At 62.8% G+C, this 14,698-nt stretch carries 12 protein-coding genes; 6 read left to right on the top strand and 6 right to left on the bottom strand.

Going from position 1 to position 14,698, the window contains the following annotated elements; genetic code table 11:
• Positions 1-180 precede the first annotated feature (180 nt).
• Genes PQR08_RS27470 through PQR08_RS27460 form a run of 3 tightly spaced genes read left to right on the top strand, consistent with a single transcriptional unit; the run spans position 181 to position 2,699 of the window.
• Positions 181-1,578, top strand: a complete 1,398-nt coding sequence (locus PQR08_RS27470; protein ID WP_250484750.1) for a cytochrome ubiquinol oxidase subunit I — start codon at positions 181-183, stop codon at positions 1,576-1,578.
• Positions 1,579-1,582: 4 nt separating this feature from the next.
• The gene (gene cydB / locus PQR08_RS27465) at positions 1,583-2,584 is read left to right on the top strand and encodes a cytochrome d ubiquinol oxidase subunit II (RefSeq protein WP_250484751.1); all 1,002 of its coding nucleotides are present in this window, start codon (positions 1,583-1,585) and stop codon (positions 2,582-2,584) included.
• A complete protein-coding gene (locus PQR08_RS27460; RefSeq protein ID WP_187606183.1) occupies positions 2,562-2,699 on the top strand; it encodes a hypothetical protein in 138 nt (45 codons plus the stop codon). Before cydB ends, PQR08_RS27460 begins: the two co-directional genes overlap by 23 nt.
• Before the next feature lie 18 nt (positions 2,700-2,717).
• Here the strand turns inward: PQR08_RS27460 and PQR08_RS27455 are convergent, their stop codons facing one another.
• Both PQR08_RS27455 and mnmH read right to left on the bottom strand, forming a co-directional pair.
• On the bottom strand, positions 2,718-3,767 hold the full coding sequence (locus tag PQR08_RS27455; protein ID WP_238291106.1) for a permease: 1,050 nt from the start codon (positions 3,765-3,767) through the stop codon (positions 2,718-2,720).
• A 30-nt stretch (positions 3,768-3,797) separates the two neighbouring features.
• Positions 3,798-4,865: a tRNA 2-selenouridine(34) synthase MnmH gene (mnmH, locus tag PQR08_RS27450; protein WP_408162977.1), complete on the bottom strand. Its 1,068-nt coding sequence runs from the start codon at positions 4,863-4,865 to the stop codon at positions 3,798-3,800.
• Between the two features lie 139 nt (positions 4,866-5,004).
• Here mnmH and PQR08_RS27445 point away from each other — a divergent pair, with 139 nt between their 5' ends.
• Positions 5,005-6,381, top strand: a complete 1,377-nt coding sequence (locus tag PQR08_RS27445) for an ethanolamine ammonia-lyase subunit EutB (RefSeq protein WP_250484818.1) — start codon at positions 5,005-5,007, stop codon at positions 6,379-6,381.
• Positions 6,378-7,148, top strand: a complete 771-nt coding sequence (gene eutC, locus PQR08_RS27440) for an ethanolamine ammonia-lyase subunit EutC (protein WP_250484752.1) — start codon at positions 6,378-6,380, stop codon at positions 7,146-7,148. The genes PQR08_RS27445 and eutC overlap by 4 nt, the downstream gene beginning before the upstream one ends.
• 661 nt (positions 7,149-7,809) lie before the next feature.
• On the opposite strand, the gene PQR08_RS27435 is transcribed toward eutC, so the two are convergent.
• The 3 genes from PQR08_RS27435 to PQR08_RS27425 all read right to left on the bottom strand — a co-directional run bounded on the left by PQR08_RS27435 (position 7,810) and on the right by PQR08_RS27425 (position 11,261).
• Positions 7,810-9,672: a sigma-54-dependent Fis family transcriptional regulator gene (locus tag PQR08_RS27435; protein ID WP_250484830.1), complete on the bottom strand. Its 1,863-nt coding sequence runs from the start codon at positions 9,670-9,672 to the stop codon at positions 7,810-7,812.
• Positions 9,673-9,791: 119 nt separating this feature from the next.
• Positions 9,792-9,965, bottom strand: a complete 174-nt coding sequence (locus PQR08_RS27430) for a DUF1328 domain-containing protein (protein WP_035503665.1) — start codon at positions 9,963-9,965, stop codon at positions 9,792-9,794.
• 141 nt (positions 9,966-10,106) lie between these two features.
• Positions 10,107-11,261 carry an OpgC domain-containing protein gene (locus PQR08_RS27425; protein ID WP_250484832.1) on the bottom strand — a complete coding sequence of 385 codons (1,155 nt, stop codon included), beginning with the start codon at positions 11,259-11,261 and terminating at the stop codon, positions 10,107-10,109.
• A 286-nt stretch (positions 11,262-11,547) separates the two neighbouring features.
• On the opposite strand from PQR08_RS27425, the gene PQR08_RS27420 reads away from it, so the two are divergent.
• On the top strand, positions 11,548-12,312 hold the full coding sequence (locus PQR08_RS27420) for a TerC family protein (protein WP_250484833.1): 765 nt from the start codon (positions 11,548-11,550) through the stop codon (positions 12,310-12,312).
• A gap of 105 nt (positions 12,313-12,417) precedes the next feature.
• On the opposite strand, the gene PQR08_RS27415 is transcribed toward PQR08_RS27420, so the two are convergent.
• Complete coding sequence (locus tag PQR08_RS27415; protein WP_408162973.1) at positions 12,418-14,583, bottom strand: alkyl/aryl-sulfatase; 2,166 nt, start codon at positions 14,581-14,583, stop codon at positions 12,418-12,420.
• Positions 14,584-14,698: the final 115 nt, after the last annotated feature.

The raw sequence follows: 14,698 nt of genomic DNA, 5'->3' as shown, positions 1-14,698 counted from the left end.
CCGCATCATCCGGGCATCTCAAAATTGCCAATGAATCAACCTCGTAGCGCCGCCAAACCCTTGCCAATGCGGCATTTGCGCGCAATGCAGATTCACTGACGCAGCGCAACACTTTCTCGAAATGACGCTAAGCTCCGCCCCGTTACACGTCTGGGTGTGAATTTCAAGGCACAAGTCATCATGCATTCGACTCCCGAAGCACTCGATCTGGCGCGGATCCAGTTCGCGTTCACCGTCTCGTTCCACATCATCTTTCCAGCGCTTTCCATCGGGCTCGCGAGCTTTATCGCGGTGCTCGAAGGCGCCTGGCTCAAAACCGGCAAGCCGGTCTACAAGGAGTTGTGTCTCTTCTGGTCGAAAGTCTTTGCTGTCGCGTTCGGCATGGGCGTCGTGTCGGGCGTCGTCATGGCGTACGAATTCGGCACCAACTGGGGCGGCTTTTCGAGTTTCGCCGGTCCCATCACCGGGCCGCTGCTCACGTACGAAGTGATGACCGCGTTCTTCCTCGAAGCGGGCTTCCTCGGCATCATGCTGTTCGGCTGGAACAAGGTCGGTCCGAAGGCGCACTTCGGCGCGACGCTGATGGTCGCCATCGGCACGATCATCTCGACGTTCTGGATTCTCGCGTCCAACAGCTGGATGCAGACGCCGCAGGGCTTTCGCATCGAAGGCGATCATGTCGTGCCGGTGGACTGGTGGGCGATCATTTTCAACCCGTCGTTTCCGTACCGGCTCGCGCATATGGCGATCGCGGCGTTCATCGTCGCGGCGCTCGTCGTCGCCGCGACCGGCGCGTGGCATCTGCTGAAAGGCCGGCGCGATCCGGCCATCAAGAAGATGTTTTCGATGTCGCTCTGGCTGCTGCTCGCCTTGACGCCGATTCAGGCGCTCGTCGGCGATGCGCACGGCCTGAACACGCGCGAGCATCAACCGGCGAAGATCGCGGCGATCGAAGGCATCTGGGAAACCGAGAAAGGCGGCACCGCGCTCAATCTCTTCGGCATTCCCGACATGGAAGCCGAAACTACTAAGTACGCCGTATCGATTCCGCATCTCGGCAGCCTGATCCTCACGCATAGCTGGGACGGCGAAATCCGCGGCCTGAAGGAATTTCCGAAGGAAGATCGCCCGAACTCGACGCTCGTCTTCTGGAGCTTTCGCGTAATGGCGGGTCTCGGCGTGCTGATGATCGTGATGTCGATCGCCGCGTGGTGGCTGCATCGCAAGCGCAGGCTGTTCGATGCGCGCTGGTTTCATCGCTTTGCACTGGCGATGGGCCCGACCGGATTCATCACGCTGCTCGCGGGCTGGGTCACGACCGAAGCCGGGCGTCAGCCGTGGGTTGTGTACGGCGTGATGCGCACGGCCGATGCCGTATCGCTCGTCACCGCGCAGCAAGTCGGCGTGTCGCTGCTCGCGTTCGTGATCGTCTACACGATCGTGTTCGGCACCGGCATCTACTACTTGCTGAAACTTCTGCGTCACGGTCCCGCGTTGCCGGGCTCGCCCGCGCAACCGTCCGACGGCAGCGCGCGAGCTCCGCTCAGCCTGCCGCAACAGTCCATCGAGGGAGCATAAGAATATGGACCTCACACTCGCCTGGGCCGCGATCATCGCGTTGGGCCTGTTCCTCTACGTCGTGCTCGACGGCTTCGACCTCGGCATCGGCATCCTCTTTCCGTTCTTTCCCGACCAGCATGATCGCGACGTGATGATGAACACCGTCGCGCCCGTCTGGGACGGCAACGAGACGTGGCTCGTGCTCGGCGGCGCGGGACTCTTCGCCGCCTTCCCGATGGTCTACTCGACCGTGCTTTCCGCGCTCTATCTGCCGCTCGTGCTGATGCTCGTGTGCCTGATCTTCCGAGGCGTGTCGTTCGAGATCCGCACGAAGGCGCAGCGCACGAAGCCGATGTGGGACCTCGCGTTCATCGGCGGATCGGCGGGCGCGACGTTCTTCCAGGGCGTGGCGCTCGGCGCGTTCCTCGGCGGCATTCCCGTCGCCGATGGCCGTTTCGCCGGCGATCCTTTCGGCTGGTTCTCGCCCTTCTCGATCTTCACGGGCGGCGCGCTCGTCGTCACCTATGCGCTGCTCGGCGCGTGCTGGCTGATCGCGAAGACCGAAGGCGATCTGCAGCGGCGGATGTATCGCGTGGTATGGCCGCTGACCGTTCTGCAGCTCGCGACGATCGCGGTGGTCAGCATCTGGACGCCGCTGCAGGATGCGGGCATCGCGTCGCGCTGGTTCGATTCGCCGCTGTTCTATCGCCTGCTGCCGGTGCCGATGCTCGTCGCGGCATGCGCGTGGGCGATGCGCCGCTCGATTCAGTCGCGTCACGAGAAACGTCCGTTCGCGATGGCGCTCGGCTTCGTGCTGCTCGGCTACGCGGGACTCGTCGCGAGCATTTCACCGCACGAGATTTTCCCCGGCGTGTCGCTCTGGGACGCGGCCTCGCCCCGTTCGAGCCAGCTCTTCACGATCGTCGGCGCGGCGGTGATTCTGCCTGTGATCGTCGCTTATACGACGTTCGGCTATTGGGTCTTCAGAGGAAAGGTGCGTCATGGCGAACATCACTACCACTGAGCGCGCGCGGAAGATTTTCTGGTTCGTCGCGTTGTGGATGGCGGGCGTCGGCGGCACGATGCTGCTCGCGCTGCCGTTCAAGTTGCTGATCAGGGCGGGCGCCGCGATTCATTGACGCGCAACGCCCGCGCGCTCAGAACCACGCCGCCGCGATCAGCCCGCTCACGATTCCGAACACGACCACCGCGACCGCCACGAAGGCCAGCACGCGCGGCGCGAACGAGCGCGCGAGCATCGCGAGCGACGGCACGCTGATGGGCGGCAGCGTCATCAGGAGCGCACCGGCCGGGCCCGTCGCCATGCCGAGCGACAGCATCGCCTGAATGATGGGTACCTCGCCCGCGGTCGGAATCACGAAGAGCGTGCCCGCGACCGCGAACACGACGATCCACAGCAGGCCGTTGCCGATATCCGGCCCGATATGCGGAAAGAGCCACGCGCGCGCGGCGCCGAGCAGCAGCACGAGCACGATGTACTCCGGCACGAGCCGCAACGTCATGCGGCCGAGGATCTTGATCCAGCGCGAAAACGCGGTGCCGGGTTCGTCGTCTTCGATCAGTTTCGCGAGCGTCTGACGCGACGCCGCCGCCTGCGCCGGCGTGACCATGCGATTCACCGCGTAGCCCAGGCCGAACACCATCAGAACGCCGAGCACGAGGCGCAGACCGGTCCATTGCCAGCCGAGCACGAAGCCCATGAAAACCAGCGCGGCCGGATTGAGCACCGTGTTGCCGAGCCAGAACGCCACGGCCGAACCCGGCGCCGCTTCACGCGCACGCAAGCCCGCGACGACCGGCGCCGCGCAGCACGTGCACATCATCCCCGGCAAGGACATCAGGCCGCCATTCACGACGCTGCCGAAGTTGTGCTCGCCGAGCGCGCGCGCGACCCAGCGCGGCGGAATCAGCGCCTGCACGGCGGAGCCGAGCAGAAGGCCGAGCACCATCGCCTGCCAGATTGCCTTGCCATAGGCGATCGCGTAATCGAGCGCGGCTTGCCACGAAGGCTCCGGCGCGCTGGCGGCCGTGCCCATCAGAATGGACTTGCCGATCGAATGCTGGCTCGCCGCGACGAACGCGCGGTTGTAGTACGGAAACCATTTCACGTAGAAGAGGCCAACGACGGCGATCAGCAAAAACACCATCCAGCCGAGGGCGACGCGCGGTTGTCGGAGCGTGGTCATAACTTTTTTGTTTCGTGGGGTGAAAATCGGTCAGCCGAGAGCGGGCATCGTCTCGGCAAGCTGTGCGAGCAGGGCTTTCGCCTGATCGATGCTGTCGGCGTCGTTCGGACGAAACAGCACGTGCGCCGCGTGCGGCAATTCAGTATAGAGCGCCTGATTGCTGCGCCGGTAGGCAGGATCGTAATGATGGTCGATCAGTTCTGCAAAGAGCGCGGCGCGCGCGTTCTCATCGATCAGCCGATGCCAGTGCGCCACGCGCTCGCGACTATGCAGCGCGACGAGCTTCGATAACTGCGCCTTGAAGAACGCGGGATCGTCGAAGAGATGCCCGTAGTCCTGCAACAGAAATGCGATGCGGTCTTCGCGGCGCGCTTCCACCTGCACGCACGACGCGATATGCAGATTGGCGAGCACGGCATCGGGCATCGTGATCGCGCCGATGCGCCGCCCTTCCGCCTCGACGAACACCGGCTTCGCCGGATCGAAACCGGAAAGCGCCTGCACGAGCGCAGAATCGAATGCTTTTTGCGATGGCTGCGGACACCCCGGCAGCGCGCCGAGCAGCGATCCGCGATGCGCCGCGAGCGCTTCCAGATCGAGCGTCTGCGCGCCCGCCGCGTCGAGCGCTTTCAGAAACCGCGTCTTGCCGCTGCCCGTATGCCCGATCAGCGCGATATAACGAAAACGTCCCGGCAGCGCGACGAGCCGCTCGATCACGTCGCGCCGGTAGCTTTTGTAGCCGCCGTCGAGTTGCCGCGCCTGCCAGCCGATCATGTTGAACCACGTCGTCATCGAGCCCGAGCGTTTTCCGCCGCGCCAGCAATAGATGAGCGGCCGCCAGTTGCGCGGCTTGCCGGCGAAGATCGTGTCGAGATGCATCGCGATGTTGCGCGCGACCATCGCCGCGCCGACGCGCGTCGCCTCGAACGGCGACACCTGCTTGTACATCGTCCCGACGATCACGCGCTCCTCGTTGCTGAGCACGGGCGCGTTGATCGCGCCGGGAATGCGGTCCTCGGCGAATTCGAGCGGCGTGCGGACGTCGACGATTTCGTCGAAATCGCTCAGACGATCGATGGGAACGAGCAGGTTTTTCACGGGTTGCGGCGCGGACTGGCTGAATCAAGCGAAAAATTATCGCATGCGCACGGATTTCGGCCTCGCGGCGCATTTTGGAGCGCGGCGCGCCGCGCGCGAAGCGGCTAAAGTGCATCAATCGATCCATCCGGGGGAAGCGATGAGCTATCACGAGACGATCGGCGCGCGCCGTTACCGCTTCGACGATCTGAAGACGCTGCTCGCGCGCGCGAGCCCGCGCCGCTCCGGCGACGAGCTCGCGGGCATCGCGGCGGCGACGGAGGAAGAGCGCGTCGCCGCAAAAATGGCGCTCGCGCAGGTGCCGCTCGCCGCGTTTCTCGACGAGCCGCTGATTCCCTACGAGGACGACGAAGTCACGCGCCTCATCATCGATACGCATTCGCGCGAGGCCTTTGCGCCGATCGCGCATCTGACGGTCGGCGAATTCCGCGAGTGGCTGCTCGCCGACAGCACCGATACCGCCGTGCTCGAAAGCATCACGATGGGCGTCACGCCCGAAATGGCCGCGGCCGTTTCCAAGCTGATGCGCAACCAGGATCTGATTCTCGCCGCGCGCAAGCGTCCGGTCGTCACTCGGTTTCGCACGACCATCGGCTTGCCCGGGCATCTGTCGGTGCGTCTGCAGCCGAATCATCCGACCGACGATCCGAAGGGCATTGCCGCATCCATGCTCGACGGCCTCTTTTACGGCTGCGGCGATGCCGTCATCGGCGTGAATCCCGCCTCCGATTCGCCCGCCGCCATCGGCAAGCTGCTCGCGATGATGGACGACTTTCGCCAGCGCTACGATGTGCCGATGCAGTCGTGCATCCTCACGCACGTCACGAACACGCTCGTGGCGATCGAACAAGGCGCGCCTGTCGATCTCGTGTTCCAGTCGGTCGCGGGCACCGAGCGGGCGAACGCGAGCTTCGGCGTGTCGCTTGCGCTGCTGGAGGAAGCGCACGACGCGGCGTTGTCGCTTGAGCGCGGCACCGTCGGCGATAACGTCATGTACTTCGAGACGGGGCAAGGCAGCGCGCTCTCGGCGAACGCGCATCATGGCGTCGATCAGCAGACGTGCGAAGCGCGCGCATACGCGGTCGCGCGGCGCTTCAGGCCGCTTTTGACGAACACGGTGGTCGGCTTCATCGGTCCGGAATATCTTTACGATGGCCGGCAGATCATTCGCGCGGGACTCGAAGATCACTTCTGCGGCAAGCTGCTCGGCGTGCCGATGGGCTGCGACGTCTGCTACACCAACCACGCCGAAGCCGATCAGGACGACATGGACACGCTTCTCACGCTGCTCGGCGTGGCGAATGTCAACTTCATCATGGGCGTACCGGGCGCGGACGATGTCATGCTCAATTATCAGAGCACGTCGTTTCATGACGCGCTCTATATCCGCCGCGTGCTGAATCTGAAGCGCGCGCCGGAGTTCGAAGCGTGGCTCGCGAAGATGCGCGTCACCGACGATCAGGGCTCGCTGCTCTCGGGCTCCTCACAACCTTTGCTCGAGTGGATCGACTCATGACGAACGCCGATGTCTGGGAGACGCTGCGGCGCTTCACCAACGCGCGCATCGCGCTCGGCCGCGCGGGCAGCAGCCTGCCGACCGCGCCCCTGCTCGCGTTCGAACTCGCGCATGCCCAGGCGCGCGACGCGGTGCATCAGCCGCTCGATACCGCCGCGCTCGGGGAGGCACTGCGCGCCGCCGGATTCGACACGCTCGACGTGCAAAGCGCCGCGCCGGATCGGGATCACTATCTGCGCCGCCCGGATCTCGGACGAGTGCTCGACGATGCGAGCGTTGCGCGCCTGACCGCGCAAGCTGCCGCGACCGGCGATGCGCCCGAACTCGTTTTCGTCGCCGCCGATGGCTTGTCGGCTTTTGCCGCGCAACGTCACGTTGCACCCTTGCTCGCGCATCTGCGCGGGAATCTCGACGGCTGGAAGGTGGCGCCCGTCGTGATCGCGACGCAGGCGCGCGTTGCGCTGGGCGATCGCATCGGTGAGCTTTTACGGGCGACGATCGTCGTCGTGATGATCGGCGAGCGGCCGGGGCTCAGTTCGCCCGACAGCCTCGGGCTCTATGTGACCTATGCGCCGCGCGCTGGCCGTCATGATGCGGAGCGCAACTGTATCTCGAACGTGAGGCCGGAAGGGCTCGATTATGCGAATGCGGCGTTCAAGCTGATGTGGTTGCTGAATGAAGCGCGCAGGGTGAAGGTCACTGGCGTTGGTCTTAAGGATCGTAGTGGGGCGTTGCCTGCGGCGGATTATGGAGTGCTTGGAGGGTAGGGTTTTTTTCGCCGGATCCCGGTTTCGCGGTGGTCTATTAGCTCTGCCCCTGTGCGGGGCGGCAGTCACTTTCTTTGCTGCTGCAAAGAAAGTAACCAAAGAAAGCAGCTCGTCGAGGCCCACGGTCACACGCAGTTTGGCCATGCTTGCCAGCCCACGGTGGCACTCGCCTAAGTGTCGCCCTCGAAGGACTTACCGGGCTTGGCTCGCGCACGGTCTGACACGCTAGATGTTTTAGCGCGCTGGCTCAGCGCCAAATAGCTTCGGCACAGCGCTACGCGCTGCCGTTGGGTATATGAGGGAAACCATCGAAGAAGAAGCACGCGCACACCCGATTGACCCATCGGCCGCGAAGCGGGCCGGAGCTATTTGGTGCTGAACCAGCGCGCTCAAGGTTATGGCTCGTCAGACCGTGCGCGGTCCAAGCTCTTGTCTGCTTGTGAGGGCACTCGCTACTGCCGGGCCATTCAGCCAATCGCCTGTGCCGCGGCCGGCGTGAAGTGCTTAGGCTGGGGAGAGCTGCTTTCTTTGGTTACTTTCTTTGCAGCAGCAAAGAAAGTGACTGCCGCCCCGCATAGGGGCAGTGCTAATAGACCGACGCGAAATCGGGATCCGGCGAAACGAACCCCCACCATCTCCAGCACGCACGCTAAACCCGTAATCAAACCCGCAACTTGCGATACAACGTCGTACGCGATATGCCGAGAGCCCGCGCCGTCGCCGACACATTACCCCCATGCGCCTTAAGCGCCGCAGCCACGGCGCTAGCTTCGATATCCACAAGCCGCGCACCGCCAGCAGGCAGCGATACATCGTCGATCTGAACCCGTTCCCCGAACTCATCGAGAAAATCATGCGGCAGATGCTCGACGCCGATCCGCGTGTCGTGATCGTCGAGCATGGCCGACGCGGTGCGCAGCACATTGCTCAACTGCCGAAAGTTGCCCGGCCACGGATGACGCGCGAAGAGTGCGAGCACATCGTCATCGATGCCAACGATGCGTCCCGCAAACCGCTCCTGACGCAGCATCTTGTCGACGACCTCACGCAGGTCCGTGCGCTCGGCGAGCGGCGGCAGCGTCACCGAAAGGCCATTGATGCGGTAATACAGATCCTCGCGAAACGTCCCTTGCGCGACGCACTCCCGCAGCTTGCGATTGCTCGCGCAAACAAGCGTGAAATCGACCGGCACCGCGCGCGCCGCGCCGAGCGGCTCGACGACGCGCTCCTGCAACACACGCAGCAGACGGCTTTGCATCGCGAGCGGCATATCGCCGATTTCATCGAGGAAGAGCGTGCCGCCATTCGCCTGCATGATCTTGCCGGTCGCGCCGCGCTTCGATGCGCCCGTGAACGCGCCCTGCGCATAGCCGAAGAGTTCCGATTCGATCAGCGTCTCCGGCAACGACGCACAGTTCACCGCGACGAACGGCCCCGCGCGACGCGGCGAATCGCTGTGAATCGCGCGCGCGAGCATCTCCTTGCCCGCGCCCGTTTCCCCGCCGATCAGAATGGCGATGTTCTTGCCGATGACCTTGCGCACGCGCGCGACGATGTCGTTCATCTGCGCATCGCCGGTGCAGAGATCGGCGAGGCTCGATCCGGCTTGCTCGCGCACGGCGATCGCGGTCGACGGGTGCGCCACATTCGACGCCGGACGCGCATGAAATTCGACGCTCGCGAACACCACGACGCCGCTGTGCAGTTCGAGCCGGCACGGTGCTTCACCCGCGCACGCGATGAGCGCGTCGGCACGCTCGCCGAACAGCGCTTCGAGCGTCTGCGAACGCAGACGCCCCAGTTCGAGCCCAAGCTGGAATTGCGCGCTGCGGTTCGCGCACAAGAGGCGGCCGTCGAGATCGAATACGGCGAGGCCTTCCATCAACGTGCCGATGAATTCGGGCCGGCTATGAAAACGGATGCGCAGCCCGTCGCCGAACGCGCTCGCGATCAGGCGGTTCTCGATCATCTGACCGGACATCTTCACGAGCGCCATCGTGTGCTGGTGATAGCCGCGGCGGTCGCCGGTGACATCGAGCACGCCGGAGAGATTGCCGTGCGGATCGAGGATCGGCACGCTCGAACACGAGAGGAAATGATTGGCGCGCAAGTAGTGCTGGTCGCCATGCACGGTGACGGCGGTGCGCTCGGCGATCGTCGTGCCGATCGCGTTGGTGCCCTGATGCGCTTCGCTCCACAACGCGCCCGCCCGCAGCGCGACTTTTTCGGCGCGGGCGAGGAAATCGTCGTCGCCGAGCGAATGGAGGATGAGACCACTCGCGTCGGTCAGCGCGATCATGCTGTGCGTGTTGGCGATCTGCGCGTACAGCGTTTCCATCACCGGCAGCGCGTGCGCGAAAAGCGCGCGGCTTTCTCCGAGCTTGACGGCGAGTTCCGCGCCCGACAGCACGGCGTAATCCGGGCGCATCGTTTCGAACAGGCCGAACGTGGCCGATCGCTCGTGCGAATGACGGATGACGTCGTGTTGCGCAGGCTGCAAGGCCGCGCCGATGGCATGCTGCATCGCCTCCTCCTTTTCGATTCACTGTCGCCAGCGTGTCTTCTCGCGGCAATGTAACACTGTCGCGGCGCGGGGGTCGATCCGAGGAAGCACGCGGGTCGACCCCGCGGCGTTTCCCGGCACTACAGCACGAGCGAGCCTGCCGTGATCGCGATGACGAGGAACACGACGAACAGGATCAGGAAGATGAAGAAGCAGATCTTGGCGATGCCCGCCGCACCGGATGACACGCGGGTAAAGCCGAAGAGGCCGGCAACGACGGAAATGATCGCGAACAGAATGGCAAGCTTGAGCATGGCGGGTCCGGTTTTTGTTGAGCTGACCTGTGCCTGCAAGGCGCGTGCCGCGCCGATCAAAGGTGACGGCTAGACTAGACCGTTAGTTGCGAACTAAGCGTAAGAAAAACGGGCAGCGAACTGCCCGCTTCCGAAAGCGTCTTAACGCCCCCGATTGTCGGCGGCTGCCGTGACAGTCGCGCGTGCCGCAGCAGGCACGGCCGCCGGTGAAGGTTGACGCGTGCCGAGCCAGGTCGAAACCCGCCGATGCGCATGCGGCACCGCGAGCAGCGCGCCGATCGCGATGGCATCGGCGGCAAGCCCGGCGGGTACGTTGACAAGGCCGTCGGTCAGCGTGAACAGGATCGAATCGACGACGAGCGAAATCACCGTGCCCGCCACAAACGACACCATGCCGTCACGTCCCAGCGCACCGACCCACGGCAGCCGTTGCGCCACGGCCTTGACGACCCCGTAGCGCGCCAGATTTGCGGCGATCCACGCGATGGCGAGGAAATTGATCACGCGCGGTCCAGCCAGATCGCGCTTGAAGGCACTATCCAGAACAGGCGGCAGCACGAGCAGCTTGTAGTACGCCATGCCCGCGATCAACGCGACCGCGCCCGCGCTCACGATCCAGCCGAAGCGGTTCGCGCTGACTCGCTGATAAACCGGCTGGCAGCGCGCCAGCACGCCGAGCACGAACATCAACTGCCACGCGGCGGGATTGAAGTCCCAGAGGTTGTCATCGACGGAGGGCATGAATTCGCCGATCTCCGACGCAAACGCCCACAGCGCCAGGCTCAGGCCGAGCAGCAGCCAGGGCTTGCTGCGCGCAAGCGGCAGCATGATCGGTACGGCGAGCGCGAACAGCGCGTACATCGGCAGGACGGCGGCAAGATACGGCTGGCGTTCGAAGGTGAGAATCTGCGTGATCGACGAAAGCGGCTGCGACGTCATACTGTCGAGGTCATGCAGCGCGAGATTCGGCGCATGACCAAAAAAGGGCCGCAGCAGGAAGGATGCCGCGAGCATCAGCGCAGCGGTGACGAGGAACGCGCGATAAAGCTCGAACGCGCGTTTGAGAAAGCGCACTCGCGCCGCGCTTTCGGAGCGGCGTGCCGCGAGCGACACATACGCCGTCGCCGTGGCGAAGCCGCCGAGGAACACGAAGACTTCGGCGGCATCGTTCAGCGCAAACGAATGAAGCGTGAAGCGCGACACCATGCTGCCGCCGATATGATCGACGACGATGATAAGCAGCACCAGTCCCCGGAAGAAGTCCAGCTCGACGAGACGTTGTGATTTTCCCTGCATGCGGATTCGGTTCGGTGTCCTGTGGCGACAGGAGGTTGGACGGCGGCCACGGACGCGCGGCACGAAAGCATAGGAGTTTACCCGTAATGCGGCAGCGCATCATCAGATCAAGCGCAAATAAACGTTTAATTTCCGGTATTTGTGACCGATATGCCGACGCCGTCTACGCGATGCGCAGCATGTGCCCATCCGCGGATTCGATTCGCATGAAGTTTTCAAGTTCCTTTCATTATCCACGGCGATCAGGCTAATATCTCGCCCTCTCCTGTCGAATCATTCCCGGACCATGGACTATCTCGTCGCCCTCATCACCGATCCCGCCGCCTGGGCCGCGCTCGCAACACTCGTCGTCATGGAAGTCGTGCTCGGCATCGACAACCTGATCTTCATTTCCATCCTGACCAACAAGCTGCTCCCGGCGCACCGGGAGCGCACGCAGCGCATCGGCATCGCGCTCGCGCTCATCATGCGGCTCGGCCTGCTCGGCACGGTCGCGCTGATCGTGCGCCTCACGACGCCCATCTTCGAAGCTTTCGGCCACGGCTTTTCTTGGCGCGATCTGATCCTGATCGCGGGCGGCGTGTTTCTCGTGTGGAAGGCGACGACCGAAATCCGCCATCACGTCACGCACGACGCCGACGGCTCTGCCGGCGCCGAATCAGGCAAGTCGCTGACGCCGCTCTCGGCGATCGGACAGATCCTGCTGCTCGACCTCGTGTTTTCCATCGACAGCATCGTGACGGCGGTCGGCATGACCGAGCACATTCCGATCATGTTCGTCGCGGTGATCGCCGCCGTGACCGTGATGCTGTTTGCCGCAGGTCCGCTGTCGCGCTTCATCGAGCGCAATCCGACGATCGTGATGCTCGCGCTCGGCTTCCTGCTCGTGATCGGGATGACGCTGATCGCCGAAGGATTCGGCACGCATGTGCCGAAGGGCTACATTTACGCGGCGATGGCGTTCTCGGCGCTGGTCGAGGGGCTGAACATGCTGGCGCGGCGCGCGAAGGGGCGAAAGGCAAGCGCGGCAGGTGTTTCTGGCAAGCACTGAGCGGCAATGAAGACCGTTCGACGCGTGGCTTTTTTACGCGTCGAACGGTCGCTCATGCGTCACGACCTCGATCCTTGAACAACCCATGATTCACGTACGGCTTGCTCAAGGCTCGGCGATAGTGAACCAGAAGTCGAACTTGTCGAAATTGCCCAGCATGTCCTTGAACTTCGCTTTGTCTCCGTCGATGGTCACGTCGCCGCTGTCCGTGAGATTGCCCAGCTTGAGTTTGCCGAGCGCGATGTCATCCAGTGTCGAGCGATTCAGCGTGACGGTGCCATCCACTTTATCCAGTTGCTTGTCCTTGCTGTAATTCATTACGCCGTTCTTTACCGTCAGGACATACTGCGCCTTGATGTCCGGGAATTTCAGGTTGTACACGTAAGACTTGTCACCGACTCTCGGTCCGTTCAGATGAATGGCGAGAAAGTCGAGGAACATATCCGTGGTCATGCCACGGATGATGTCGGGGGAACTGGTATTGGGCGTCGCCATTTTCTTGACGCCGCCACGCAGTTCCTGCGCCCCGGACAAATAGAAATTGCGCGCCGGACCCGATTCCGCCTGATAACCCAATTGCTCCAGCGCGTCCGCTTCGATATTGCGTGCCGCCTGATTCTTCGGCTGCGCGAACACCACTTTGTTCGCCACCGTCGCCGCCCACCGGTAGTCGCCTTTGGCATATGCCGCCCTGGCCGTCGCAATCATTTTGTCCGCACCGACCATCTCGACATATCGCTTCGCCTCTTCGACAGGCGGTAACGGATTGAAGTCGGCCGGATTGCCGTCCCAGAATCCCAGATAAAGCTGATACGTAGCGCGTACGTTGTGTTTCAGATCGCCATAGTAGCCGCGGTTATAAAACTCTTTCGCCAGACTATCCGGCAACACGAACTGCTCGGCGATCTCGTTCATCGTCAGGCCTTGATTGGCCATGCGCAGCGTTTGATCGTTGATGTATTTGTACAGGTCGCGTTGCTTTTCCAGATGTTCGACAACGCGGCCGTTACCCCATTGCGGCCAATGATGACTGCCGAATGAAACCGTCGCGTCGCCGCCCCATAAGTCGATTGTCTGATCCAGCGTACTCGACCATTTCTGTGCGCTGCGCACCTTTGCGCCGCGCAAGGTCAGGATGTTGTGGAGCGTGTGATTCGCATCCTCGGCGAGACAGATCGCCTTGAATTGCGGGAAGTAGAACAACATCTCGGCCGGCGCTTCGGTGCCGGGCGCCATCTGGAAGACGACATCGATGCCGTCGACCGTCAGCTTTTCACCTGTCTTGTCGATAATCTTGGTCGGCTCGAACAGGGTAATCGTGCCGGCCGCCGTGGTCAGCCCAAGGCCGCCGCCGACGTTGCCTTCCGGGTCCTTCGGCAACAGATTGCCGTACATGTACGACGCGCGCCGGCTCATCACGTTGCCGGCGAACACGTTTTCGCTTACCGCTTCCTCCATGAAACCATCCGGCGCAATCACCGGCACTTTGCCGGCGCGCGCATCCTTCTCATCCACGATCGCCCGAATGCCCGCGAAGTGATCGACGTGAGAGTGCGTGAAAATCACCGCGCTGACCGGCAGATTCTCGACCTTGCTATTGATCAGGTCGAGAGCGGCTTTTGCGGTTTCCGTGGACGTGAGCGGATCGATCACGACCCAGCCCGTCTTGCCGCGAATGAATGTCATGTTGGCAAGGTCGATATTGCGCACTTGATAGATGCCATCGACCACCTTGAACAGCCCGCGAATCGCGAGCAGTTGCGATTGCCTCCATAGGCTCGGATTCACCGACGCGGGAGCAGGCCCGCTTTGCTTCAGAAAATCATATTGCGAGAGATCGATAACCGTGTTGCCGGCGCTCCCCTTGACGACCGGATTCGGAAGATCGGCGATGAACCCGTGGCGAGCATCATCGAAATCCTGCGTATTCGAAAACGGCAAATAATCCGCTATTGCCTGATTGGCATTTCGAGTCGCATCGGTGGCAGGATTCGGCGCCGCGTTACCGACGCCAATGCAGCAGGCCAGAGTCAGAACGGCACAAGCAATTTCCTTACGAGATAGTCCAGACATGCGTTTATCTCCGGTCGTGAAGCTCAGCGGAAACGTATCCGACGCCTCAATGAGAAAACTGACTGATTCGCCTTCATTGCCGCAGCAATCGAATCGGACCCAATGCTGAGAGGAAAGCGCGATGGATACCTTCAGCCACGAAGTTGATAATCGCGATTCGAGTTGACGGACATTCGGCTGCGGATCAGTCCATGCCAACGATGACAAGCGATATCACAAAATTGCGTGGCAGTTCAGTTTCGCGCTCGCGTGCGCGGGCATGTGGACGACCTTTATCGCGGCATCCGTGATGGCGAAGGACCGGGCGCGCTAA

The organism is Caballeronia jiangsuensis, assembly GCF_046030135.1.
In the GTDB taxonomy this organism is placed as follows: Bacteria; Pseudomonadota; Gammaproteobacteria; order Burkholderiales; family Burkholderiaceae; genus Caballeronia; species Caballeronia jiangsuensis.
The sequence above is the reverse complement of the archived record's forward strand: the minus strand, read 5'-3'. Positions and strand labels throughout refer to the sequence as shown.